The 23,804-nt window shown below is 53.4% G+C and carries 18 protein-coding genes, 1 tRNA gene and 3 pseudogenes; 10 read left to right on the top strand and 12 right to left on the bottom strand.

The window, feature by feature from the left end:
- Positions 1 to 35: 35 nt before the first annotated feature.
- Complete coding sequence (locus HMPREF1121_RS06995) at positions 36 to 617, bottom strand: RNA polymerase sigma factor (protein WP_044115538.1); 582 nt, start codon at positions 615 to 617, stop codon at positions 36 to 38.
- Between the two features lie 562 nt (positions 618 to 1,179).
- Positions 1,180 to 2,118 carry a DMT family transporter gene (locus HMPREF1121_RS06990; RefSeq protein ID WP_044115537.1) on the bottom strand — a complete coding sequence of 313 codons (939 nt, stop codon included), beginning with the start codon at positions 2,116 to 2,118 and terminating at the stop codon, positions 1,180 to 1,182.
- Positions 2,119 to 2,366: 248 nt separating this feature from the next.
- On the opposite strand from HMPREF1121_RS06990, the gene HMPREF1121_RS06985 reads away from it, so the two are divergent.
- The 3 genes and pseudogenes from HMPREF1121_RS06985 to HMPREF1121_RS06975 all read left to right on the top strand — a co-directional run.
- Positions 2,367 to 2,451: transfer RNA gene (locus HMPREF1121_RS06985), tRNA-Ser, on the top strand.
- Positions 2,452 to 2,762: 311 nt separating this feature from the next.
- Positions 2,763 to 3,299 (top strand): annotated as a pseudogene (locus HMPREF1121_RS06980) (phage integrase SAM-like domain-containing protein); the annotation flags it as partial.
- Positions 3,300 to 3,301: 2 nt separating this feature from the next.
- Positions 3,302 to 3,718: pseudogene (locus HMPREF1121_RS06975) on the top strand (DUF1896 domain-containing protein); the annotation flags it as partial.
- A 414-nt stretch (positions 3,719 to 4,132) separates the two neighbouring features.
- On the opposite strand, the gene HMPREF1121_RS08820 reads toward HMPREF1121_RS06975, so the two are convergent.
- Complete coding sequence (locus HMPREF1121_RS08820; protein ID WP_156946064.1) at positions 4,133 to 4,300, bottom strand: hypothetical protein; 168 nt, start codon at positions 4,298 to 4,300, stop codon at positions 4,133 to 4,135.
- A 27-nt stretch (positions 4,301 to 4,327) separates the two neighbouring features.
- Positions 4,328 to 5,719 carry a hypothetical protein gene (locus tag HMPREF1121_RS06970; RefSeq protein ID WP_044115536.1) on the bottom strand — a complete coding sequence of 464 codons (1,392 nt, stop codon included), beginning with the start codon at positions 5,717 to 5,719 and terminating at the stop codon, positions 4,328 to 4,330.
- A 508-nt stretch (positions 5,720 to 6,227) separates the two neighbouring features.
- On the opposite strand from HMPREF1121_RS06970, the gene HMPREF1121_RS06965 reads away from it, so the two are divergent.
- Together HMPREF1121_RS06965 and HMPREF1121_RS06960 are read left to right on the top strand one after the other, a co-directional pair.
- A complete protein-coding gene (locus HMPREF1121_RS06965; RefSeq protein WP_044115535.1) occupies positions 6,228 to 6,956 on the top strand; it encodes a hypothetical protein in 729 nt (242 codons plus the stop codon).
- A gap of 161 nt (positions 6,957 to 7,117) precedes the next feature.
- Complete coding sequence (locus HMPREF1121_RS06960; protein ID WP_044115534.1) at positions 7,118 to 8,002, top strand: glycosyltransferase family 32 protein; 885 nt, start codon at positions 7,118 to 7,120, stop codon at positions 8,000 to 8,002.
- A gap of 91 nt (positions 8,003 to 8,093) precedes the next feature.
- Here HMPREF1121_RS06960 and HMPREF1121_RS06955 read toward each other — a convergent pair whose 3' ends face one another.
- Positions 8,094 to 8,591, bottom strand: a complete 498-nt coding sequence (locus HMPREF1121_RS06955; RefSeq protein WP_044115533.1) for a hypothetical protein — start codon at positions 8,589 to 8,591, stop codon at positions 8,094 to 8,096.
- A gap of 749 nt (positions 8,592 to 9,340) precedes the next feature.
- Positions 9,341 to 9,823: a hypothetical protein gene (locus HMPREF1121_RS06950; protein ID WP_044115532.1), complete on the bottom strand. Its 483-nt coding sequence runs from the start codon at positions 9,821 to 9,823 to the stop codon at positions 9,341 to 9,343.
- A 298-nt stretch (positions 9,824 to 10,121) separates the two neighbouring features.
- Here HMPREF1121_RS06950 and nrfH point away from each other — a divergent pair, with 298 nt between their 5' ends.
- From nrfH to ccsA, 4 genes and pseudogenes are all read left to right on the top strand, one after another.
- Complete coding sequence (nrfH, locus tag HMPREF1121_RS06945) at positions 10,122 to 10,712, top strand: cytochrome c nitrite reductase small subunit (protein WP_044115531.1); 591 nt, start codon at positions 10,122 to 10,124, stop codon at positions 10,710 to 10,712.
- A 56-nt stretch (positions 10,713 to 10,768) separates the two neighbouring features.
- Positions 10,769 to 12,256: pseudogene (gene nrfA / locus HMPREF1121_RS06940) on the top strand (ammonia-forming cytochrome c nitrite reductase).
- A gap of 115 nt (positions 12,257 to 12,371) precedes the next feature.
- Positions 12,372 to 13,604, top strand: coding sequence for a cytochrome c biogenesis ResB family protein (locus tag HMPREF1121_RS06935; protein WP_044115530.1), 1,233 nt, complete (start codon positions 12,372 to 12,374; stop codon positions 13,602 to 13,604).
- A 119-nt stretch (positions 13,605 to 13,723) separates the two neighbouring features.
- Complete coding sequence (gene ccsA / locus HMPREF1121_RS06930) at positions 13,724 to 14,512, top strand: cytochrome c biogenesis protein CcsA (protein ID WP_044115629.1); 789 nt, start codon at positions 13,724 to 13,726, stop codon at positions 14,510 to 14,512.
- A 125-nt stretch (positions 14,513 to 14,637) separates the two neighbouring features.
- On the opposite strand, the gene HMPREF1121_RS06925 is transcribed toward ccsA, so the two are convergent.
- From HMPREF1121_RS06925 to HMPREF1121_RS08680, 4 genes are all read right to left on the bottom strand, one after another.
- Positions 14,638 to 15,303 (bottom strand): hypothetical protein, encoded by a 666-nt coding sequence (locus tag HMPREF1121_RS06925; protein WP_052353641.1) that lies wholly within the window; start codon positions 15,301 to 15,303, stop codon positions 14,638 to 14,640.
- Between the two features lie 377 nt (positions 15,304 to 15,680).
- A complete protein-coding gene (locus HMPREF1121_RS08905; protein WP_255327148.1) occupies positions 15,681 to 16,499 on the bottom strand; it encodes a cation:proton antiporter domain-containing protein in 819 nt (272 codons plus the stop codon).
- Positions 16,478 to 17,263 carry a cation:proton antiporter gene (locus tag HMPREF1121_RS08900; RefSeq protein ID WP_255327147.1) on the bottom strand — a complete coding sequence of 262 codons (786 nt, stop codon included), beginning with the start codon at positions 17,261 to 17,263 and terminating at the stop codon, positions 16,478 to 16,480. Before HMPREF1121_RS08900 ends, HMPREF1121_RS08905 begins: the two co-directional genes overlap by 22 nt.
- A gap of 232 nt (positions 17,264 to 17,495) precedes the next feature.
- Positions 17,496 to 18,782 (bottom strand): hypothetical protein, encoded by a 1,287-nt coding sequence (locus HMPREF1121_RS08680; protein ID WP_052353640.1) that lies wholly within the window; start codon positions 18,780 to 18,782, stop codon positions 17,496 to 17,498.
- An 898-nt stretch (positions 18,783 to 19,680) separates the two neighbouring features.
- Here HMPREF1121_RS08680 and HMPREF1121_RS06910 point away from each other — a divergent pair.
- The gene (locus tag HMPREF1121_RS06910; protein WP_232223759.1) at positions 19,681 to 21,921 is read left to right on the top strand and encodes a glycyl radical enzyme family protein; all 2,241 of its coding nucleotides are present in this window, start codon (positions 19,681 to 19,683) and stop codon (positions 21,919 to 21,921) included.
- Positions 21,922 to 22,101: 180 nt separating this feature from the next.
- Here the strand turns inward: HMPREF1121_RS06910 and HMPREF1121_RS06905 are convergent, their stop codons facing one another.
- The gene (locus HMPREF1121_RS06905; protein ID WP_044115528.1) at positions 22,102 to 22,356 is read right to left on the bottom strand and encodes a GlsB/YeaQ/YmgE family stress response membrane protein; all 255 of its coding nucleotides are present in this window, start codon (positions 22,354 to 22,356) and stop codon (positions 22,102 to 22,104) included.
- Between the two features lie 203 nt (positions 22,357 to 22,559).
- Entirely contained in the window at positions 22,560 to 23,801 is a 1,242-nt protein-coding gene (gene nqrF, locus HMPREF1121_RS06900; protein WP_044115526.1) for an NADH:ubiquinone reductase (Na(+)-transporting) subunit F, read from the bottom strand.
- Between the last annotated feature and the right edge of the window lie 3 nt (positions 23,802 to 23,804).

Raw genomic sequence — 23,804 nt, 5'->3', positions numbered from 1 at the left:
TATGGTATCGTCCCACCGCACAAGGGGCGGGAGGCTTACTGACGCACGTAGCGGCGCAGATGCTGCAGAGCGTAGCGCATACGCCCGAGGGCCGTATTGATGCTGACGCCTGTCTCTTCGGCGATCTCCTTGAAGCTCTTCTCTTCCCAGTAGCGAAGGCGCACTACCTCCTGCTGCTCGGCAGAGAGCTGGCTCAGGCCGTAGCCCAGCTCATCGACATATTCGCCGTGGATCAGGCGCTCCTCAGCGATAGCTTCGGGAGAGGGGATCTGGATCGTCTGCAGGAGATCTTCGGTCGAAGTCCCCTCGATCGTCTGCTCTTGACCACGCGTACGCTGACGGCGGAAGTGGTCCATGATCAGGTTGTGCGCGATGCGCCCGATCCAGCTGCGGAACTTCCCCTCAGCCGTGTAGCGGCCTTGGCGAATGGTCATCATGACCTTGATGAAGGTATCCTGGAAGATATCTTCCACGAGATCTTCGTCAGTGACCCAGTAGCGGATCGTCGTATGGACATAGGCATCGTAGCGAAGGAGAAGCGTATCAAAGGCTTCGTTAGTCCCAGCGGAATAAAGGTGCACCAGCTGATCATCGCTCATGCTTTCATATCGTCTCATTGTCGTCTCAGTTTAGGGCTGGATCCACAGGGCGCACCCACAAGACGTCGGGGCAGACTCTGGCTACGGACCAGCGATAGACTTAATTACTTTCAGATATGTAAAGCTTGCTCGATAGGCGACTATTTATTGCTACGTAATGAATGAAATTTGTGCGTGGAGATGAGCGTTTTTTGCCACATCTCTCGACTACAAATTAAGAGATATGTTTTGAATTCACCAAATCTCCCGCCTTAGACAATACGAATAGACCATAAAGTAGGTTACATCGAAGCCCCCTATTTCGCGCCTCCCACGCCCCTCTCCTACAGAGGCAAATCCCCCTCCTCAGAAGAGGAAAAATCAACCAGTACTGGTCATCGATCGGAGGAGTACTGGTCACGATGCGAAGGAGTACTGGTCACTATTGGCAACCAGTACTGGTCCACTCAGCGACCAGTACTGGTTGATTTTTCAGCTCCCACGCAAACGACAAAGGGCCCTCCCGTAGGAGAGCCCTTCATCACAAGGAACACCTTGGTAATAGGAGAGATATAGCGGGAACAAATCCCCTGAAGACGGCTTACCTCCGCCCAATGGGTCGCTGAGCAAAACGGCGCAGGCGCTCGGCGATATTCTTATCAAGGAGGGGCGAAAGCACGATGATCGTCACCGCTACGATGATGAGGAGAATCCCCAGAGCCATCGTCCCCGAAATCGTTTCGCCGAAGACCACCACCCCGATGACAATAGCCGTCAGCGGCTCCATCGCCCCGAGGACCGAGGTCAGCGTCGAGCCAATACTCTTGATCGCCCGCACGAGCGAGAGATTCGACACCAGTGTAGGGAGGAAGGCCAGCAGTAGGAGGTTGACCAGAGCCGCCCCGCTGGGGATCGCTTGTACCCCGCCATTGAAGGACGCATTGATGAGGAAGAAGCCCGCACTGGATAGGAGGACGTAGAGCGTCAGCTTCAGATTGTCCATCTCGCGGATGCGGCGGACATTATTCACCGTCACAAGATAGATCGCATAGCTGAGCCCCGAGAGCAGGACCAACAGGATGCCCACCAGCGAAGCGCTTCCTTCCACTCCCTCGCTCCCTCGCAGCGAGAGCAGTGCCACGCCCGAGAGCGCCAGGACAATAGCAATGATCGTGAAGGGCGAAGGACGCTGCTTGAAGAGCACCGCCATAATGAGCGTCACGCCCACTGGATAGAGGAAGTGCAACGTCGTGGCCATCCCACTCGACATACTCCCATAGGCCTGGAAGAGCAGAGTAGCCGACCCATAGTAGAAGAAGCCCAAGAGGACGAGCCAACTCAGCTCGCGCACGCCTAGGGAGAAGTTCACCCGACGCACCATCATCAGCACGGCCACCAGCAGCGAAGCGAAGAGCATACGATAGCAGAGGATGCTATCCGTCGTCATGCCCTCGGCCATCGTCGGCAGCGTGAAGAGGGGCAGCAGCCCGAAGGTCGCAGATGCAGTCATCCCGAAGAGGAAGCCCTTGAACTTATTCATATATATAATGTATTAGGCGATGTGCGTGACCGCAGTACCGCGGCCTTCTTACAAAGGTACAACTTCCCCAGCGAGCAGGCGTGGCGGCAGGTCCCACGACTCGCCCTTCTCTCCCCGCCTCACGAGGGAGACATTGCCCTCTCCGACAGGTCTGCTCTTGCAAATTCACCGAAATAGACTATCTTTGCATCGGTTAAGCCCCCTACCCTCCCTTGCGGATGGGCTTTAGACGGGGTAAAATTGACCATGGAGAGATGGCAGAGTGGTCGATTGCGGCGGTCTTGAAAACCGTTGAACTGAGAGGTTCCGGGGGTTCGAATCCCTCTCTCTCCGCAAAGAGGCTTCAAAGTGACTGCAAAATGGTCGTCACAGAAGCCTTCAAAACAAGAGTAAATCGTTGTAGGACATGGTCTTACAACGATTTTTCTTTGTACGCAGTCCATAGACCTGACGGCTTACCCCTAGGGTCTAATCGTCATCAATCGGTCAAATTCTGCTACAGAAACTGCTACACAAATCGAAGCGTAGCAATTAGTGTAGCAGTGACGGCTAAATGAAGGGCTATTTGAAGGCAGCAACGTGCTCTCATTCAATGCGTAAGCAAGTAACTTTGTAGCACGTGCTACACTAAAGAATGATGCATTATGAGACAATCGTTCAAGGTGTCCTTCTACCTACGCTCCAACTACGAGAACAAAGAAGGCAAGTCGCCCGTCATGCTACGCATCTTCCTCGGAGGAGCAATGAGCAATCTTGGCTCCACGAAGATCTTCGTAGACAAGGCACAGTGGAATAGCAGAACCAGCCGGCAGAAGGGACGCTCCTCCGAAGCCCTCGCTGTCAATGCTAACCTAGATGCCATCTCTGCTAGCCTCCACTCCCTCTACCACAAGTACCAAGACGACCAAACGATCTCGCTCGACAAGCTCCGCTCCGCCTACCTCGGGCAGGTCCAGGAGTTCAGCACCTTTCTCTCTGTCTTTGACAAGTTCATCGATGACATCCGTCAGCGCGTGGGGCACACCATCAGCAAGGAGAGCTTGCAGAAGTACAGCGTCCTGCGTAGGCACTTCTTCGAGTTCCTAGTGCACCGGTATAAGCGTAAGGACATTGGACTGATGGAATTCACGCCTGCCATCATCCAAGACTTCGAGTTATACCTCACGACAGTGGCTCTGTGTGTATGAATCAGACCAAGAAAGAGCTTTCCTACTTCCGACTCAAGCTGGAAGGCTACCTCAGAGACCATCATCCCGAGCTAAGGACCGACAGCGCCTTCATCGGAGCTCGTGTAGACCTAGCCCTCTCCTCCTACTGCGATAGCGTAGCCCAGGGCTTCTCGCACCTCGAAGCGGAGGCAATGGCCAGTGAAGTCCTCTATCAGGGACTCCACTGCTCCAAGTATGACACCCTCGTCTCCATCCTAATGGAGGAGTTCTCCGAAGAGCTTCCCGAGCCCCTTCCCCATAGGCTCGCCCCCATCCTCCTGGGCAACAAGTCCATCCAAGCGGTCTTCTCAGGGTACAAGCTCCACGATGACTTCGACGGCAGTCCTGAGTACGAGCTACTCTACACCGAGCTGACAGGTACCATCGTCCTCCACACTAATTTCCGACGCAGCCGCCTAAACACCTCCCCACCCCATTCGCCAAGGAAATCCTCTGTCCTCCACGCCAATTCCCGACACACCTCCCTGAGCATTTTCTCACCCCTATCCAGCCTACTTGTAGAGGGCATCTCAGAAGCCCCATTTTGGGACTGACAGTGGATCGCCAAAAAGACCCACCGTAGGGTTCTTTTTCCACCCACCAAGGCAAGGGAAGGGAAACGCTGCTTCCTCCCCTCAAGAAAGAGCAGAGCCGAGACCCTCCGTAGTGTGAGGATCTCGGCTTCTAATACTATAGAGATAAAAGGAGAGCACCTCACGCTCTGCCAAGTCAAAGACTTGTATGGAGCGTGAGGCGCCTGTTGTATCCCCTAGAACTAGGGGCATAGTGACTTCGCGTGGAAGCTACTAGAGGTTACTACCAGAACGAGTACCAGGCAGACCCCAGTTATCATCGAAGCTTGGATCCTCGAGATCTCCGTCGAAAGAGAACCCTACGAGCAGGTGGAGAGACTGCGGAAGCACGAAGGTCTTAGCTTCAGGTGCCTGATAGGATTCCTTATATATCTTATTCATCTTAGTTTCTAGTCTTCGTTATGATTATTAAGGAATAGCCTCCCACTGAATACCTTTAGTCTTGTTTATGTAGGTGGACAAGATAGGATTTTTCACTGGTCTTGTACTACTCATAGTCTTAGGTCCTACTTCAAAGACTGGATAGTAGACCTTGTTATCGACGCCCCTACGATACGGAGCTGAAGTTCCAACCGTAGGCTTAAACTTCTGAAACTTATCAACAAGAGTTCCGAGCGTCTGATAGCCAATGCCAGGAGCCAGCGAGAATGCAGATCCATCATAGAAGTAGTTGTCAGCAAGTCTGATGCCAACCGAACCATAGTCATCAACCTGAGGGAAGTACATAGCTACCACCATATCACCCTTAGCAGGCAGTTCACCTGCAGGAGTAGTCGAAACAGGGACCTGAAGCACCTTATTATACGTCAGGTAGCCACCCCCAGGAATGAAGTTCGCATTGCGCGCCCCCCCAGACTGCATATAGAAGTGACCCTTCTTACTCTGATTATCGATCCTGAAGTCGAGTTGCTGATCCAGAGCCACAGAGAGCGTAGACGACACATCCAGATAGGTACGCAGATCTGGACGAAGAGCACGATAGCCCTTGCTCCCGCTAGCATCAGTATACGGAGTTTGTGACGTTGGATTAATCCTCATGACATACTGAGGGAAGGTATTGTGGATACGAGCCATCATGAGATAACCCATCATCTTAAGCTTCATGCGAACATTGCCCGCAGTGCTGATCTCATGAACCTTTCCACCCTTGGTGTAACGCCACCCAACTGCGTTATGCTCACTTTTAAGCATCACGAAGTTCTTAGGGAGCTCCACGTTATCGTCCCAACTCGTAATGACGTGAGGACCCTTGTTGGTGAAGTTTAGGCCCCAGGGATTATTGCCGATAATAACCGAGACATAGCAGTCTCGCATATGAACAGCCACCATCCGATCAAAGATCTTTCTGTAGCCAGAGCCCTCAGGGAAACCAGACACTAGACCATCGTAACCGATGCTTTTACCATCGTTATAGACACGGAAGGGGGCATTGAAGGGGACAACCTCCCCGCCTTTATTATAGAGATAAATCATACCCATAAGGCGATCCTTGGCCGGGCCCACTCCATCGACATAAGCACGAAGGTCGATCAGCTTCTTATTCGCAGCACCAGTATTGATGTGAGGGATAACGGCTCTCGCCTGCTGAGCAGCATCAAAGCCACCAGCCACTTCTTCAAAATTCTCAACATCCAAGCGGAGGCTTAGACGAATACCTTCCTCTCCGTCGGCACCTCCGTCAGACAGGGTGATAGGCGCTTCTTGATCCTGCGCCTTGGGTTCAGTTGACACAACGGGCGTCTCCTTCGAGCAGGAGGCGAAGATCCCCACAACAGCCAACAGCATAAACAGTTTTTTCATTCTCTAATTAATTGTTACTGATAAACACTTTGCAAACCCAGCATCCTCCCCAAACCTCCCAGGACTCCCAAGTCTATATATATTAGCTAGACAGAAGGAACAAACTAGCGAGTAGACAGACCCATCACAAGACAAGCCCTATCCTCCATTGAAGTAGACGCAAAGCCCCCCCCGATCTATCGACATGAGACCAGAGGTGTCGAATTTGCTTCTTTTCGGATGCAAAGTTAAAAAAAATAAACAACCCAAACCGCGACACAAACCTCTTATCCATGCACATGCCCCCCTAACAGCATCCATACTGCAGCTCCTCATCGACCTCAGCTCTCTGGAGCAACAACCGACCATCAGCCTTGAGATACGAGCTCGCTGATCCCATACTCCGACACCCCTCGATCAGATCCAAGGCGCACACCGAGCCTGCCATGCCTGGGCTCTGGATTAGCATACACCTTGATCTCCCTACCCTATCTTTGTACCGCAAGATCAAGATTCCAAGGCAAATACAATGACGATTACAGAAGTAAGAGATGCTCTCCAGAAAGAAGATCCCCAGGAGCTAGTTAAGCTACATCATGCTTGGGTAAGCACCCTAATCCCGTTTTGGAGGCAGGCGGTCATACGAATCGCAGAGCTGACCGGCACACCGACAGACCGCAGGGACAAACACTTGAGAGCTATAGAGCAATCCATGACCCTACTACCCGGCTGGCGATCGAAGCAGATCACCTATATCAAGGCTAGACGCAGAGAGATCGACAGCGCCATCAGTTTCATCTTTAATGCAGCCTTAACGAATAAAGTCTCAAAGTATGCCTTTGCACCAGTCTGCAGAAACCTAACCGGCATCTTACGTGTAGCACTATATATATCCACCTTCGGCTACAGCGACAAACAGCTGCCAGACGTATTAGCTCACGACATTTATAAAATAGCCACCTGCCACACGCTCTTCCCCTTTGACACCAGTGACTTCGTATGCTTCCTCTCCGGCGAGGGATCTCCCGAGACCGACGGATCCATTGGGGAGAACTGGCACCTCATGATGGATCGTGCTGGCGAAGTACTCGGTATTCGTCCCCTCATTAAAGCCGTGGATCAGCAAGCAAGACTCATATGGGAGAGCTACAGCGCACCCTTCGCGTGGGTGTATGATGAAGCCATTTGGACTCAGGAGGTCCCTAGCCTCTTCAAGGAGCTATACTACATTGCCCAAAGAGCCTTTCACCAACGATAAAACCAAGGTCTCTGTATCACCGCTGGATCGGCATGCCTTCATAAGAGAGTATCTCGAGAGCCGGAAAGCCCTTTCCCCGCACTCCCTCCCCTTTTCACTACCTTTGCAGAGGCGCCGATGAGCTGCGATTTGGCTGGCGGCGATAAAGTTAAACAGGAGCGATGAGCATCAATTATCAGGAATTAGTGCCGGAGAAGGCATTGGGCAAGGAGATCAGCCGACACATCTTCCAGACCTATCGAGCGAAGATCGGGCTGCCTCACGAGATCGAACAGAACATCGAGCACATCAAGCGCTTGAACCCCGAATACGAATATCACCTCTTCGACGACGAAGACATCAAGGCCTTCATCCTCGAGCATTACGGCGAAGTCATTTGGGGCTATTACCAGCGCATCGCACCCATCTATGGCGCCGCCCGTGCCGACTTCTTCCGCTACCTCCTCGTCTACCAGCTGGGGGGCGTGTACCTTGACATCAAGTCCTCCTTGGACAAGCCCCTCAAGGACGTCCTGCACCCTGAAGACCAATTCATCCTGACGCATTGGGACAACCGCCCTGGCGAGCAGTATGAAGGCATCGGCATCTACCCCGAGCTGGGCACCCTTCCTCGTGGCGAATACATTCAGTGGTGCATTGCCTCCGTAGCGGGTCACCCCATCCTGCGTGCCGTCATCCTGCAGATGCTTCGCAACATCGACGAATACACGCCCTTCCGCCACGGAGCGGGTCTGTGGGGTGTCCTGCGCACGACCGGCCCCGTCATGTACACCAAGGTCATCGAAGCCATGCGCCCCACGCTCGTCGAGGGGAAAGACTACCGCATGCTCGACAAGCCCCAAGAGATTGGCCTGCGCTACTCCATCTTTGATACGGCAGGGGTCTACGGCCATAAGAAGGCGCTCAAGGCCAACTACAACAAGGCCTACACCCCGATCATCGTGACGCCCGACCGCCCACTCTACGCCAAGTGCGCCAAGTACTATCTCTTTGCACGCTTAGCCATACGCGTCCTCGGCGACAAGATCGCCGCCCGCCTCAAGTAGCCACGACGCCCCCTACACAAAAAAAGCGGATCGCTGCAGGAGATGCTCCTACAGCGATTCGCTTTTTATTAGGTTACCTATTATGAGTGGGCTATTTGAATAGTGCGTCCAAAGCCCTCGTGATAGCCTGCTTAATATCATCAGCCTCTGTACTACCACATCCCTCTGCGGTCGTAGTAGCCACCAACTCTCCCGTCTCTGCCGAGACCAACTGGATAGTTATTTCTATCGCATAACCTAAGCCCAACACGACATTGCGTCGTCCGCTCTCACCATAGCTCACCATGAGGGTCTTGGTTCTAAAGCGCTCATCTAAGCTGGGTAGGACAACGAAGCCTCTCTTAGCAAAAGCACCAGCTATCACATCGCGGGGATTGACTGACTGAGAATAGGGGATGACAACTCCTGCTACGGGTATTCCCGAGTGACTATCCATACTCTGAGTTGCAGGGACATAGACATGACTATATGCCCGAAGGTCCTTATTGACACGCATGGTAGGAGGACGTAGCGTCGCACATCCAGTGAGGAGGCACATGACAACAAGGGCCATTATACCAAAGAGGAAAGTAGTGTATCTGTTCTTCATAAACGATAAGTTTTGTTCCCCGTAAAAGTACGATAATATATGGTATACCGAGAGGTACAGTCCTTCCGCTGGAGGGGAGAGGTATGAACCTATATTGAGACTGTTACCGAGAGTCCTGTCCTCTATTTCGAGTGCTAAGGCATCGCACGCCCAGCGCCCCGATATGCCTCTCCGAAGTGATACATAAGCCCTTCGCTTTATCGCGCGTATTCCTCTTATCCAGCGGAGGGAAAAGCATCGTTCTCGTGAAAAAAAAGCACCTTCACGTAGTGGAATTCTTCTATCTACGCACGTAGTCTTAAAGACCAGGCACGTAAATCCAAATATCAACGCACGTAGATATTAGAGCCACGTATGTAGTCCAAACTTTTCTGCCACTCGTCCACAACTTTTATCCCTACGCGGAGCAACAAACTAATATAGGTCACTTCACAAAGCTATACAGGAATCAGTCCAAAGCCATATAGCATTCTTCGCCATCCTATATAGCTCTACCCACGCACTCATATAGGTTGACTCAGCGACCTATATAGGTTCACACTGCCCTCCCATAGAGATGGATTTCGATCCAAGGGAAGTTGACCATAAAGAAAGCCCCAAGAAGTTTGGCTTATAGGTGCTTTTACTTGACTGTACACCGAGATAGCTTTTCTTGTGGACAGGCGCCACTTCCTCCACCCCCCCCAAAAGCACCATAGCCGAAGCGACGACGTCGCTTCGGCTATGGTGTTAGTCAGCTTGAGCTTATTCTAAAAGCCTCTCTCATCCCTAAACCCCGGATTAACAGAGATACACTTGGGAAGATACTTCTTCATCAGATCTATTATAGTGGGATCTGTTATCTCTTTCCCTCTTTCTTTGGGGCACAACATTTCGTATTCTCCCCCAAAGTCTAGCTCTCTAAACTTCTGAAATTCCGAAGCTTTAAAACTAATGTAATCACCTTTCTCCAATTGTTGGAGTAAATTGAGAGTCGTATGAAGTAACCGGATAATCTCATTATACTCCTTTTCTATCTCTTCTTTACCAGACACATCTTTACTCAAAGATACCGATACCGCAACTTTATCGTTTGCATTTCGATAGTAGATTTTGGCGTTTCTCAACTTATCCTCAAGTATATTTCCAAGAAGCCTATAGCAAACCTCTGTATCGCTCTTTTCATCCAGCTTTCGTATAGCTCGACATAGATCTTTCTCTTCGTCAGTTAACTGATCAATTAATGATTTCATCCGAATTAATATTATGATTGACTTAGAATCTCCAGCAGTTAGGCTAAGAGATATTACTCCCACAAATATACTAAATCATCTGGTCCCTCTCGGTTATTTTAGGCCACCCTTTCTGAACTACAACACCTTTTCCCTTTACACTTCCCCGCCCATTTATCACCAATAAAAGAGCACGTCCTTCAAACACCTTAACGGCGCAGAATACCAACGCAGTAGCTTCCTTAAAAAGCTAAAGAAATTGGCTGTAGGAGCAAAGAAAAGTTGATTATACTTGTGACGTATTCATCACTTAGACCTCATGATAATGAACCGATTCCTCCAACGACTACCGCGCTTGAGCTACCGTGCCAAGGTGGCCATGCTGCTCGTGTGTGGCGTTGTGGTGGGTTTAGGTGGGCTCTTCCTCTATCTGCTTAGGTTCCACACCTACTTAGGAGATGACCCCTCGGCCTGTGTCAACTGCCACATCATGACTCCTTACTACGCCACGTGGATGCACGGTGCCCACGCCCGCAACACCACGTGCAACGACTGCCACGTACCGCACGACAACGTCTTCCGCAAATACTTCTTCAAGGGGAAGGACGGTATGAACCACGTCTACAAGTTCGTCACGCGCCAAGAGCGTCAGGCCATCCAAGCCATCGACGAGAGCGCTGAGGTAATCATGGAAAACTGCGTGCGCTGCCACGCCACCCTCAATACCGAGCTTGTCAACACGGGGCGCATCACCTACATGGACGCCAAGTGCGACGAAGGGAAAGCCTGCTGGGACTGCCACCGCGATGTGGCCCACGGCAGAATGAACTCCCTCTCCTCGACCCCAGGGGCCGAAGTACCCCTACCCGACTCGCCAGTGCCCGACTGGCTGCAGAAGATGCTGAACTAAGCATCCTCACCACGCAAGCATAATATCAGAATAACAAATAAAAGAGACTCAAAATCATGGCACAACAATTAAAACGTTGGCAGGGATGGCTCCTATTCGGAGGCTCTATGGTCGTAGTCTTCGTCCTCGGACTCATCGTCTCCTCCCTCCTGGAGCGCCGCGCCGAGGTGGTGAGCATCTACAACAACCGCAAGCACATCTTCAAGGACGCTATCGTGGCACAGAACGAGCTGTTCGCCGAAGACTTCCCCCGTGAATATCAGACGTGGCTCAAGACCGCCGACACCACCTACCAAGGTGAATTCAATAGCTCGCAGCGTGTCGACGTGCTCGCTGCCCGCCCCGAGATGGTCGTGCTATGGGCTGGCTACTCCTTCTCTATGGAGTACAACACGCCTCGTGGACACAAGCACGCTATCGAAGACATGGACGAGATCCTTCGTACCGGCTCCCCTGGCGTGAACGGCAACAAGGATATCCAGCCTGGTACCTGCTAGACGTGTAAGAGCCCCGACGTACCCCGCATCATGAAGGAGAAGGGTATCGCCGAGTTCTACAAGGCACCCTGGAGCCAGTGGGGACCCGAGATCGTGAACACCATCGGCTGCTCCGACTGTCACGATGCCCGTACCATGAAGCTCAAGCCTGCGCGCCCTGCGCTCTACGAAGCGTGGTCACGCCGTGGACAGGATGTCTCTCAGCAGTCGCACCAAGATATGCGCTCGCTCGTCTGTGCTCAGTGCCACACTGAGTACTACTTCAAGGGCGACGGCAAGTACCTCACCTTCCCCCACGACAAGGGCTTCACGGTCGAGGATATCGAAGCCTACTACGATGAGATGGATTATTCCGACTACACGCACAAGCTCTCGCGTGCTCCGATTCTCAAGGCACAGCACCCCGACTATGAGCTCTGGCGCATGGGTATCCACGGACAGCGCGGCGTATCGTGCGCCGACTGCCATATGCCCTACGTGAGCGAAGGTGGCGTGAAGTACTCCGACCACCAAATCGTCAGCCCTCTGGCGAAGATCGATAAGACCTGCCAGACCTGCCACCGTGAGGATGCAGAGACACTCCGTCAGAACGTCTACGAACGTCAGCGCATGGCCAATGACGTGCGCAACCGCGTAGAGAAGGAGCTCGCTAAGGCCCACATCGAAGCTAAGTACGCTTGGGATAGCGGCGCTACCGAAGCCGAGATGAAGTCTGCCCTGCAGTCCATCCGCAAGAGCCAGTGGCGCTGGGACTTCGCTGTCGCCAGCCACGGTGCTTCCTTCCACGCGCCACAGGAAGTGACACGTATCCTCGGTCAGAGCCTCGGCTATGCTCAGGAAGCTCGCCTTGCCATCGCCAAGGTACTGGCACGCCACGGCTTCTCTGGTGACGTCCCCATGCCTGACATCTCCACGAAGGAAAAGGCTTGGGCTTATATCGGCGTCGACGGCAAGAAGCTCCAGGCTGATAAGGCAGAGTTCATGAAGACCGTCGTACCTAAGTGGGTGCAGTCGGCTAAGGCGCAAGGCAAGCTCATCGAGCTCTAAGCCGAGCCTGTTGCCCTGACACACATCATCTGAATATCCTCTTGACTTCAGCGCGGCGACAGACCTCATCGTCTGCCGCCGCGCTTTCGATACAACCCCAACCGCTTCTCCGTCTATGTTCAACGCACTCTGGAAAATGAGAGAAGGCTTCGTCACTGGTGCAGGCTTGATCCTCGTTGGGCTACTGCTGCAGTACACGGCAGGCCCGATTGACTGGTCAGCCTTCGCCTTCCCGGTGAATGCCATCGTCCTTGCTCTCTACCTCCTCTTGCTCATCATCATCTACGCGCTACGTCATCGGATCCGCCTCTTCTCCTTCCTCTTCACTGTCGAGGCGGCTGTCCCCACACTCATCTACGCAGCTATACTCACCGTAGCCATGGGGCTCACCCGTCAGGTAGCCCCCCACGAGCGAGCCATTGACCCCATTGGTCTCACTCGAATGCTGTCCTTCTGGCCCTTCGTGCTTATCTACGCCCGCCTCGCTGGCATCGTGGGGCTCATCGCAATACGACAGATCTTACACTTCCACCTGAGAGAGCTACCTTCGCTGCTCTCCCACATCGGGCTCTTCATCGCCATCGTCGCTGCGACGCTCGGCAGTGCCGATATGGAGCGTGTGAAGCTCAAGGCCACCACCGACATGCCTGAGTGGCGCGCCACCCACGATCAGGGCTTCATGGAGCTACCGCTGGCCATCCAGCTGGAGAAGTTCACCATCGACGAATATCCCCCCAAGCTCCTCCTCATCAATAGTAAGACAGGGAAGTCCATACCAGAGAAGAACCCACAGATCGTCCTTATCGATAAGCACTTCCAGGAAGGCATGCTGTCGCAGTGGCGCATCCGTGTACACAAGAACTATCCCCTCGCAGCTCCCGTCATGGCGGACGACACGACGAAGTACGTGGAGTGGGGCTCATCGGGCGCTGTGACGGCACTCCTCGTCGAAGCCCAACCGATGAAGAACGGCAAGGAAGTGGGCAAGCCCATCATCGGATGGGTCACCTGCGGTAGCTACCTCTTCCCCTTCCAAGAGCTGAAGCTCACGAAGGACCTGAGCCTCGTGATGGCACGCCGCGAACCCGAGCGCTACGCCTCACGTGTCCATATCTATACGCAGACGCAGAAGAACATCGTCGCCACCGTCGAGGTCAACAAGCCCGTGACGGTCGACGGATGGAAGATCTACCAGCTCAGCTATGATGAAGCGATGGGTCGCTGGAGCGAGACCAGCACCTTTGAGCTCGTCAAGGACCCTTGGCTCCCCGCCGTCTATGTGGGTATCTACCTACTCTTGGCTGGCGCTATCCTCACCTTCATCACAGCACAGAAGCGCCGCCGCTAAGCAAGGCGACCTGAGTGTAGGGGAAGTCCCTACCCCGAGCGTGCACCGCTCCAATGGCTCACGGACAAGCTACCCTACTCCTTCTGCTTCTTCACCCCAACCCTATCAACTCTATCCTCATGACTTGGGATTCCTTCATATTCTTCGCTATCCCTGCCCTCCTTCTGTGGGCGGGTGGTGCTTGGACGGCTTGGAAAAAGCGTCCACTCCCGACCTATCTCCTCACCGCTGCGGGACTGCTCGTTTACTTCGCCTTCATCCTCGGACTGTGGATGTCGCTGGAGCGTCCACCCCTTCGCACGATGGGTGAGACCCGCCTGTGGTACGCCTTCTTCCTCCCCACGGCGGGGCTGATCGTCTATTCGCGCTGGCGCTACCCTTGGATCCTCGCCTTCAGCACCATCCTGGCAGGCGTCTTCACCACGATCAATATCGTCAACCCCGACATCCACAACAAGACGCTCATGCCAGCGCTGCAGAGCCCATGGTTCGCTCCGCACGTCATCGTCTATATGTTCGCCTATGCCGTGCTGGGTGCCGCTGCACTTATGTCGGCATACCTACTGTGGTTCAAGAAGTCGCCCATCAATGAGCATGAGATGGATATCTGTGACAACCTCGTGCAAGTCGGCTGGGCGTTCATGACTGTCGGTATTCTCTTCGGTGCACTCTGGGCGAAGGAAGCCTGGGGGCACTACTGGGCGTGGGACCCCAAGGAGACTTGGGCTGCTGCGACATGGTTCGCCTATCTGGCTTATATCCACGTGCGCATCCGTTCGGACCGCTACCGCCGTGCAGCACTCTGGGGGCTCTTCATCTCCTTCATTCTCCTGCAGATGTGCTGGTGGGGCATCAACTACCTACCCTCTGCCCAAGGCGTCAGCGTCCACACCTACAGCTTGGGCTAAGGCGCTCCGCCCATAAGCCTCTCTAAAAGCAATCGTCCCCACCCGCAGCCTCTACAGGTGGGGACGATTACTATTGCTCTACCTAATCCTAGAACTCTTACTCTACAGGAACAAAGTCAGTGGCATCAGCCTTCCTTTTTTCCAGGCTGAGGTTTGGTATAAGGCATACTGAGTAGCTTGTATGACCTCAAGAACAATTCATTTGTATCTGCATCATCTTTACTTGCCTCAAGAGTCGGGTCCAAGATCTTATCCTTAAACTTATCATTGGCAATATACTTAAACACCACAGCCCCCTTTGATAGCACATCATCTCTGAGATCATTAAGCGCTTCAGTTGCATCCTCAAGCTCTTTATTTAGCTTGGGTCTAACTTTAGGGGAGGCAAAAATAATTTCATACTTATAGTCTTCGGGGAAGTAACTGCGTAGAAGCAGATAGGAACGCAGAAGCTTCTTCTTAAAGCTCTTTATTGTCCTATCCTCGTTCTTGTAATTCAGCCCGTCCTCATGATAGGCGATGTCCATCACATACATCTTCTTTTCGAAGAGGTTAATTCCAAGAATATCTATTTCAGCCTGTTTTAAAAACTGTGAGAAGCTGGGCTTAGTCTTTCCTTGAAATGATAATAGACCATCCTTTACAAGCCTCTCAAAAGCTTCACTTGCGTCTTTTCCTTCACCAAGAAAAGCCCACTGACTCGAGCTTTTCCAGTTCGTCTGATAAATCACGCATCTCTTCACGTGCTTGAGGTAGCTCACGGCTAGGGACTCTCCGATTTCGATTTTCATGCGACTTGTTGTTTATAGGGTTTGATGATATGCAAAGCTACGAAGAATAATCCCCCCTTGCGAGACGTAGCTCCATAGCTATAGCGCCCAGTGAGTGATGATTGACAGGTCGATTCGCAAACGACTACTGCTCTGCATACGGACGACTATTGGTTTCGGGGCAAACCACTACTCGTCCGTATGCAAACCACTACTCGTCCGCACTCGGAACAACTACTGGTTTGAGTGCGAACGACTATTACTTTCACTCTCGCCTCCAATTGCGTCACGCCACCTCCTCGGAGAAAAACGGCTTGTACATGGATGCGTCAGCCCTAAGAAACGATACGTCCCCACCCGCAGCCTCGGCTGCGGGTGGGGACGATTGCTTTCAGAGCTTATTCGTACTTCAGGCGCTCCTGCTCCAGGTCGATCCTTTGAATAAAGCGATTCACGATATCCTCATTGATATTAGCATGCTCCTTATTCAAGTGATAGAGGTACAGGCGCTGCTGATCCAAGATATTCGAATAAAGCTCATTCGACGCGTCATAGAGCGGGGTCTGCCCCTCCTCCTCCAGCTGCGTCATCCAGTGGGAGACCATCGACTGCAAGTGCTGGCTATCGCTGATGAGCTCACACACCTCATTCTCCCTGAGGTAGCGTAAGCTGACATCGGCAAGGCCTTTGCGTATGATTGACTCGGTCTCTTGCTCGGGGAGGTAATCATTGAAGGCAGGGAGCTTCATCCGCTCGATCAAGATAGGCAGGGTGAGCCCTTGTAGAAGCAGGGTCACCAGGATCACTACGAAGGTGATATAGATGATCATCGAGCGCTCTGGGAAAGGCACCCCCGCCTCAGTCATCATCGGGATGGAGAGAGCGGCGGCCAAGGACACGACACCGCGCATGCCCGACCAGCCCAAGACGAAGGGAACGTGCAGGCCATAGTAGTTCGGGTCAGCCACCTTGATGAATCTCCGCATAAAGAGCGTGGTCATGACTGCCCCATAGCTGCACGCCAGACGAACTAAGATGAGCACCGCCGAGATCAAGAGACCATACCACGTCGCCGTGGACAAGCTCATCCCCCCTTCACGCATACCAGCGACCACCTCGGGTAGGTCCAGGCCGATAAGTAGGAAGACAAGACCATTCAGCAGGAAGACAAAGTTATGCCAGAAGTTCCATCCACTCAAGCGAGAACTACTATCCATGAAGAGGATATCCGGCTGCTCAAGTACAAGCCTCCAGATACAACGGCTATTACTCCTGATGCCCCGACCTCTTCGGCAGCGAGATACATGATATAGGGAGATATCAGAGTGAAGACCACATCGATCTTCTCATCGGTAGGCAGGTAGTGATGTAGCTTGATCATCACCCAAGCCACCGCCAGTCCAACCAATAATCCGCCCACGATCATCCACACAAAGCTACCAGCTGCTTGATACCAGACAAACTGCCCCGTACCAACGGCAACGAGGGCCACGCGCATGATGATCAAGGAGCTGGCATCATTGAAGAGGCTCTCCCCCTCCAATATGGAGGAAAAACGCTTCGGCACCTTCACAAAGCGCATGATCGCCTGAGCGCTTACAGCATCAGGAGGCGAGACGATCCCCCCGAGCAAGAAGCCTAAAGCAATAGAAAAGCCGGGCAAGATAGCGTTCGCCACAAGGGCCACCACACAAGCCGTGATGAAGACGACAAGGAATGCAAAGCTCAAGATAATGCGTCGCCACTTCCATAGCTCCTTCCACGAAGCGCTATAGGCCGCTTCGAAGAGTAAGGGTGGAAGGAAGATAATAAAGATCCATTCGGGCTCCACCTTTATTTGTGGCATTCCAGGCACCAAGCTCAACGCCAAGCCGGCCAAAACGAGCAAGATAGGGTAAGCGATCTTGATCTTATTCGCCAGCATGGTCAGCAGGCAGATGATGACCACCAGCGTGATGAAAAATAGCGTTTCAAATATCATCTGTTCGAATTTTTATGAGGGTTAATCCAGTCGCGTGCATATACCACGAACCATCAGCGAAATAAACTCTATGGAAGTCCCTGTGAGCACGTCATTCTCATGCCCTTTCAGGGCGTGCAAAGATACGAAGAATAGGCCTCACCGATAAATACACGTCCCCACCCGCAGCCTCAGCTACGGGTGGGGACGTGTATTTATCGTCTCGCGACTTTCTCTTACAGGCTATCGGTAATTATTTGGGAGAGCCCGAGTTACCCTGCTGGTAATTCGGGTCGATCATCACATGAAATTTCGGTGGATCGCAGGCTGTCGTAAAGATGACGATGCTGGGAGTACGCACACCTGGCATCGTCTCCCCTCCAATGAGCATACCATCCATCATAGAAGAAAACCTATCCAGATAGACGGCATCTGCTCGGCCATCGAAGTGAAATCCGCTTTTCGCTTCCCCCCTCCCTCTCGACCTATCGAAGGAGTACCACTCGCTACAGAAGCCATACCATGCAGGGTCATGGCTGAGATAAGCACGCTGCTCTGCCTGTAGCTTCTTCACCAGTCGACGATTGTCCTTAGCTTTCGCATCCTTCAGATCCTTCTCTCGCTGGAGTGCCGTCACAAAGAGGTCAGCCCGCACCCCACCAGAGAAGATGGCCTCGTACCGCCAAGCATAACCGCCCCCAAAGCCATGGGCAGCGATGGGGTCATCGGGTGCGATCTTATAAGTCTGCCACTGCTTCGTCTGAGGTGTATAAGTCATATAGGTGACATCGGCCTGGACTCGCTGATCAGGCTCATCTACACCCGTGAACGACCCCATAACAACTAAGCACGGGACGTAGGAAGGAGTGCTGTATTCACCCAGATTCGTTGTAGCTACGAGCTTGAGGAAAGGGCTATGCGGATAAGGCGTCTCCTCACGCCACTCCTTTTGCGGACTGCTGAGGTCAAGAGACAGGACGGTATTGGAGAGCTTACCATTCACATGGCCCCCGATGAGGTAGAGCACATTCTTTATGAGAGCTGAAGCCATCCCACTACGAGGCTCTGGCAAGCTGGGTAGCGGAGTGATCTCCACGTCAAGGCTATCGCTCAGCTGAATGATATAGGCGTCACTTAGGTCTCCCGCAGCAGACTGCCCACCTGCGACGATGAGCTGATCATCATACAGCTGAAAGGCCGCATAGGCCGTTGGGTGGGGCAAATGCCCTACGAGCTTCCACCCCATATCCAGCTCCGAAGCCTTTGCCTCACAAGCATGATGCACTGCGCCAAGATACTCGCCGATATAGATCTCTGAATAGTAGCGCTTTGCTCCACCCTTTCGTGCTGGGCGGTCGGGGAAGTTACACCCACCAGCCATCACAAGTAGTCCCGGACGTAGTTCTCCCGCTATATGCCCCGACACGCCCTTGGCATAGGCGGGGTCTAACTGAGGCGTCTTAGCCTCGAACATGCGATAATCCTCTTGTGCCTGCGACGTGCCGTAGCTTCCACCCACCGCAAGCAGGAAGAGAGCCATCAGTCGCACTCTATATAGTATGCTATTCATCATTGTCTATTCACTATTTAGCCAGCAGGGACGGATGTCCTCGGCGTGATTTGGTAGCGTAAAGATGAGAATAATCGGCAGCATGACCATAGCCTCCTAACACCCCCTTCTCGAGAGGGGCTGCTACCGACCTATATTGGTCAGCGGGTGAACCTATATAGGTCACGACGCGGAGCTATACTGGTCGTCGCGTCGACCTATATTGGTCGGAGTAGCGACCTATATAGGTTCGCACACCCCACTCCCCGATATACCTCTCCGAAGTGATACGCTTTTCCCTTCGCCTCATCGCGCGTATTCCTCTTATCTAGCGGAGGGAAAAGCATCGTTCTCGTGAAGAAAAAAGCGCCATCACGTAGTAGTTTTCCTCTGTCTATGTACGTAGTCTTAAAGGCCAGGCACGTAAACCCAAATATCCACGTACGTAGATGTTAGATCCACGTACGTAGTCCAAACTTATCTGCCACTCGTCCGCAACTGTATCCCTATGCGGAGCAACAACCTCTATATATATATAATGTATAGGCGAAGGAGGCGGGAAAGGGGTGCATTGTAGCAGGTGAGGGTGAGATTTCGGGGGTAGAGAAAGGGGCAATTTCGTCCCTTCTCGGGGGTAGTCAAGAGGGAAAAAAGAGGGGTCAAAGGGGCAAAAAAAATGTATCTCGCTGAGGGATAAAGCAGTGCGATTTGGGGGTGAACTTTGGAGGGAAAGTGCGGTTTTGTTTTTGTAGCTTTGCACAAACTTTGATTGGATTGCTTCGGGAGTCCACTCGTAAATATTACATTTTCAATAACCATCATGACAGAGAGCAAACGCGCTTTATCTGAATACGTTTACCAAAGTAAGTATTCCTTGTTCCGCGAAGACTTGGGTCGTAAAGAGACCTGGGACGAGAGCGTCGAACGTATCCGCCAGATGCACCTGACACACCTGGAGCGCATCGCCCCCCAGGCGCTGCAAGACGAGTGGTTCATGACTCAGTTCAATGAGGCCATCGACTACTACAAGCTGAAGAAGTTCGTTGGGTCCCAGCGCAACCTCCAGTTCGGCGGTGAGCCCGTCCTGAAGTCCTCAGCGAAATCTTATAACTGTAGCTACTCGCACTGTGACCGCCTTGAGGTCTTCCGCGAGATCGAGTGGCTCCTGCTCAGTGGCTGCGGCTGCGGCCTCTCCGTAGAGCAGGCTCACGTAGACAAGCTCCCCCCACTCCTCCCTGCCAGTGAGCTGTCTCAGGAAAGCGAAGCCTATGTCATCGGTGACAGCATCGAGGGCTGGGCTGACTCCATCCACCGCCTTCTCGAATACTACTTCATTCCCGGGGTAAAGAAGCCCGTCTTCGACTACTCTGAGATCCGCCCCAAGGGTGCTAAGATCGCTAAGCGCTTCATCGCTCCTGGACCTGACGGTCTGCGTATGGCACTCGATAAGATCCGTGCCCTGATGAATGCTGCCGTCGCAGCTGGTCAGAAGCGTCTCTCTGCTCTGCAGTGCACCGACATCATCGCTCATCTGGCGGACTCTGTCCTCTCGGGTGGTGTCCGTCGCTCGGCGCTGATGATCCTCTTCTCTCCCGAAGACACGGAGATGGTGAACTGTAAGCACGGCGACTGGTTCACTACCAATCCTCAGCGTGCTCGCTTCAACATGTCTGCCGCTCTCAACCGCGGCGAAGTCGATCGCTCGCTCTATGAGTCGCTCTTCCAGGCGATGCGCACGAGCGGTGACCCCGGTCTCTACTGGAGAGATAAGTTCGGCGTCGGCTGTAACCCCTGCTGCGAAATCGGCTTCTTCCCCACGGACAAGAATGGCGATACGGGCTGGCAGGTATGTAACCTTGCCTCCATCAATGGGATGGAATGTACGAGCGAAGAGGAGTTCTACAAGATCTGCCGCTGCGCGTCTACGCTCGCTACCGTGCAGGCTACCTACATGGACTTCCCCTACCTCGGACAGGCTACGACGAATATCATCCAGTCAGACCCCCTCATCGGTGTATCTATCGGCGGGATCATGAACAACCCTCAGATCCTCACGAACAAGGATATCCTCGCCGTCGGGGCTATGCAGGTGCGCCAGCAGAACTCTCAGTGTGCTCGCATCCTCGGCATCAACCCCGCTAGCCGCACTACCTGCGTCAAGCCTGATGGTACGGTGAGCCTCCTGCTCGGTATGACCTCGGGTATCCACGGTGCTTACGCTAAGCGCTACCTGCGCAGCGTCGAGGCCAACATCGAAGAGCCCAACCTCAAGGCTTACGAAGAGGCTAACCCCAAGGCTGTACAGCCCAATATCTTCAAGCCCGCTACGGACAAGAAGATCTTCTTCCCCATCGAAGAAAGCGAAGACACTCTTCTGCGCAGCGAACTCAGTGGCGTCAAGCTCCTCGAGTACGTCAAGCTCGTCCAGCAGAGCTGGGTCATCCCTGGCATGAGCGACATGGAGTCTCCCATCAAGAATAATGTATCGAACACCGTCGACGTGCCCAACGACCAGTGGGATGCCGTCTGCGACTGGGTCTGGGAGAACCAAGACCACATCGCTGGCGTGACCTTCCTCTCGACCTACGGCGATATGGACCTGCCTCAGGCTCCTATGTGCAAGGTCTCGACGGCTGAGGAGATCCTCCGCGAATACGGCGTCGGTAGTATGTTCGCTTCGGGGCTCGTCGTGGACACGATCGAGGTATTCGGCGACCTGTGGAAGGCTTGCGAATCGGCTCAGGGCCGTGGCGAGCAGCTCTTCGTCTCGGACTACGCTATCGACGACTACATCCAGCGTCACAGCGTCGAGGGCGAAGCCCCCTGCCTGGACCGCGAGCACGTGCGTGGCATCCTCGCAGCACGCCTGCAGGACAAGGTCGAGAACCTCGCTGCTAAGCGCGATATCGTCCGCCGTATCGAGAAGTTCGCCCACAACTACTACCGTGGCGACATCTACAAGGCGGTGAACGTGCTGAAGAGCGTCAATAACCTCCACCTCTTCGAGGTCCTGAAGAAGACGTACAAGCCCGTTGACTGGAAGAGCGTCGACTTCTCTGGCAAGCAGTTCACCAATGCCGATGAGCTTGGTGCAGCCTCCTGCGCTGGTGGTGCCTGCGAGATCAAGTAACGACTCCCCCGCCTCCCTGTGAGGCGTAGAGATACGTAAGCAGCCCCCGAGTAAGCGATATGCTTACTCGGGGGCTGCTTCATTTGCAAAGCCGTGGTGTGGTGCCTAAAAAAGCTGACAGCAGGGTGGAAGCATGCTCTCCGCCCTACTGTCAGCTAGATTCTTGAAGCTACGGCTTCCCTATTTCTTCCGCTTGAATATCAGATTCATTACGAATAGGATGACGATAGCGCCGATGGCTCCCGTCAGGATAGAGCCGATCCAGCCTTCGCCCAAGGAGATATTGAAGACCTTCTCCAAAAGCCAAGAGCCCACGCCACTCCCCAGAATACCGACGACGATATTCCCGAGAAGGCCAAGGCCACTACCTCTATAGATAATCCCGCCCAGCCATCCGGCCAGGGCTCCTGTAATCAGTGTTGCGATCATAATTATAAGCTTTACTATTAAATTCAGCTACGAAGGTAAGGTTTATTGGTTGGATGGCAAGACATCAAAGCTCAGCGCCTTCGCCCTTACGCTCAGGCCTCCTCGGGCTGCCCACAGAAAGAGCCTCCCCACCGTCAGCACGGAGCTAACGGTGGGGAGGCTTTGTATTGGACTTCGCCAGCCACCCGAAGGAGGCAAGGCGAGCGGTGTTATCCGCCGAAGTCGTCGAAGAAGAGCTGGCTGCGCGGTACGCCGAGGTCTTCGAGCATCACCTTCACGGCGTTGGCCATAGGACCAGGGCCGCACATGTAGTACTCGATATCTTCGGGCGCATCGTGATCCTTCAGATAGTTGTCATAGATGACCTGATGGATGAAGCCGACGTAGCCGGTCCAGTTGTCTTCGGGCTGGGGGTCAGAGAGCGCGATGTGGAAGCTGAAGTTGGGGAACTGCTTCTCGATCTCGCGGAAGTCCTCTTCGTAGAAGATCTCCTTCTTGCTTCGTGCACCGTACCAGTAAGAGACCTTACGACCCGTGTGGAGCGTGCGGAAGAGGTGGAGGATCTGAGCACGCAGAGGAGCCATACCAGCACCACCACCGATATAGAGCATCTCAGCATCCGTGTCCTGGATGTGGAAGTCCCCATAAGGACCGCTCATGCGGACCTTGTCACCAGGCTTCAGCGAGAAGATGTAGGACGAGGAGATACCAGGAGAGACGGGGAGCCACTTGTGCGTAGCGCGGTCCATAGGAGGCGTAGCGATACGGACGTTGAGCGTGATGATGTTCCCTTCGGCAGGGTAGTTAGCCATCGAGTAAGCACGGATGGTCTCCGTATCATTCTTACAGGTCAGGCTCCACATATCGAAGTGATCCCAGTCGCCACGGAACTTCTCATCGATGTCGTAGTCGGCATACTTGATATCATAGGGAGGGATGGTGATCTGTGCGTAGCTACCGCTCTGGAAGTTCATCACTTCACCCTCGGGGAGCTTCACGACGAATTCCTTGATAAAGGTCGAGACGTTGCGGTTCGAGACGACTTCGCACTCCCATTCCTTGACGCCGAAGACCGACTCAGGTACGATGACCTGCATGTCTTCCTTGACCTTGGTCTGGCAAGCCAGACGCCAGTGTTCCTTCTGCTCCTTGCGAGAGAAGAAGCCCGTCTCAGTAGGCAGGATTTCCCCACCACCTTCGACGACACGGCAGCGGCACTGACCGCACGAACCGCTACCACCGCAAGCGGAGGAGAGGTAGATATTCTCACCCTGCAGAGTGCTCAGCAGCGTACCGCCGATGGGTACTTCAGCTTCCTTCTCCCCATTGATGGTGAGCTTGACGTTGCCTGATGGGACGAGCTTGCTCTTAGCGACAAGCAGGACGATCACCAGGAGCAGTGTGACCACGAGGAAGATGCCCACACTGACGAGTATAATGGTTGTATTCATTTC

Source organism: Porphyromonas sp. KLE 1280, assembly GCF_000700805.1.
GTDB classification, from domain to species: Bacteria; Bacteroidota; Bacteroidia; order Bacteroidales; family Porphyromonadaceae; genus Porphyromonas; species Porphyromonas pasteri.
Note: the sequence above shows the minus strand (reverse complement) of the source record. Positions and strands in the feature narration are given on the sequence as shown.

Bases quoted from the DNA above. Each gene is read 5' to 3' on its own strand.
- HMPREF1121_RS06935 (WP_044115530.1), top strand. From the start codon at position 12,372: ATGTTCAACGCACTCTGGAAAATGAGAGAAGGCTTCGTCACTGGTGCA.
- HMPREF1121_RS06990 (WP_044115537.1), bottom strand. From the start codon at position 2,118: ATGAATAAGTTCAAGGGCTTCCTCTTCGGGATGACTGCATCTGCGACC.
- HMPREF1121_RS08680 (WP_052353640.1), bottom strand. From the start codon at position 18,782: ATGGCTCTCTTCCTGCTTGCGGTGGGTGGAAGCTACGGCACGTCGCAG.
- HMPREF1121_RS06960 (WP_044115534.1), top strand. From the start codon at position 7,118: ATGAGCATCAATTATCAGGAATTAGTGCCGGAGAAGGCATTGGGCAAG.
- nqrF (WP_044115526.1), bottom strand. From the start codon at position 23,801: ATGAATACAACCATTATACTCGTCAGTGTGGGCATCTTCCTCGTGGTC.
- HMPREF1121_RS06965 (WP_044115535.1), top strand. From the start codon at position 6,228: ATGACGATTACAGAAGTAAGAGATGCTCTCCAGAAAGAAGATCCCCAG.
- HMPREF1121_RS06970 (WP_044115536.1), bottom strand. From the start codon at position 5,719: ATGAAAAAACTGTTTATGCTGTTGGCTGTTGTGGGGATCTTCGCCTCC.
- HMPREF1121_RS06925 (WP_052353641.1), bottom strand. From the start codon at position 15,303: ATGAAAATCGAAATCGGAGAGTCCCTAGCCGTGAGCTACCTCAAGCAC.
- HMPREF1121_RS08900 (WP_255327147.1), bottom strand. From the start codon at position 17,263: ATGATATTTGAAACGCTATTTTTCATCACGCTGGTGGTCATCATCTGC.
- HMPREF1121_RS06955 (WP_044115533.1), bottom strand. From the start codon at position 8,591: ATGAAGAACAGATACACTACTTTCCTCTTTGGTATAATGGCCCTTGTT.
- HMPREF1121_RS08905 (WP_255327148.1), bottom strand. From the start codon at position 16,499: ATGGATAGTAGTTCTCGCTTGAGTGGATGGAACTTCTGGCATAACTTT.
- HMPREF1121_RS06995 (WP_044115538.1), bottom strand. From the start codon at position 617: ATGAGACGATATGAAAGCATGAGCGATGATCAGCTGGTGCACCTTTAT.
- nrfH (WP_044115531.1), top strand. From the start codon at position 10,122: ATGATAATGAACCGATTCCTCCAACGACTACCGCGCTTGAGCTACCGT.
- HMPREF1121_RS08820 (WP_156946064.1), bottom strand. From the start codon at position 4,300: ATGAATAAGATATATAAGGAATCCTATCAGGCACCTGAAGCTAAGACC.
- HMPREF1121_RS06950 (WP_044115532.1), bottom strand. From the start codon at position 9,823: ATGAAATCATTAATTGATCAGTTAACTGACGAAGAGAAAGATCTATGT.
- ccsA (WP_044115629.1), top strand. From the start codon at position 13,724: ATGACTTGGGATTCCTTCATATTCTTCGCTATCCCTGCCCTCCTTCTG.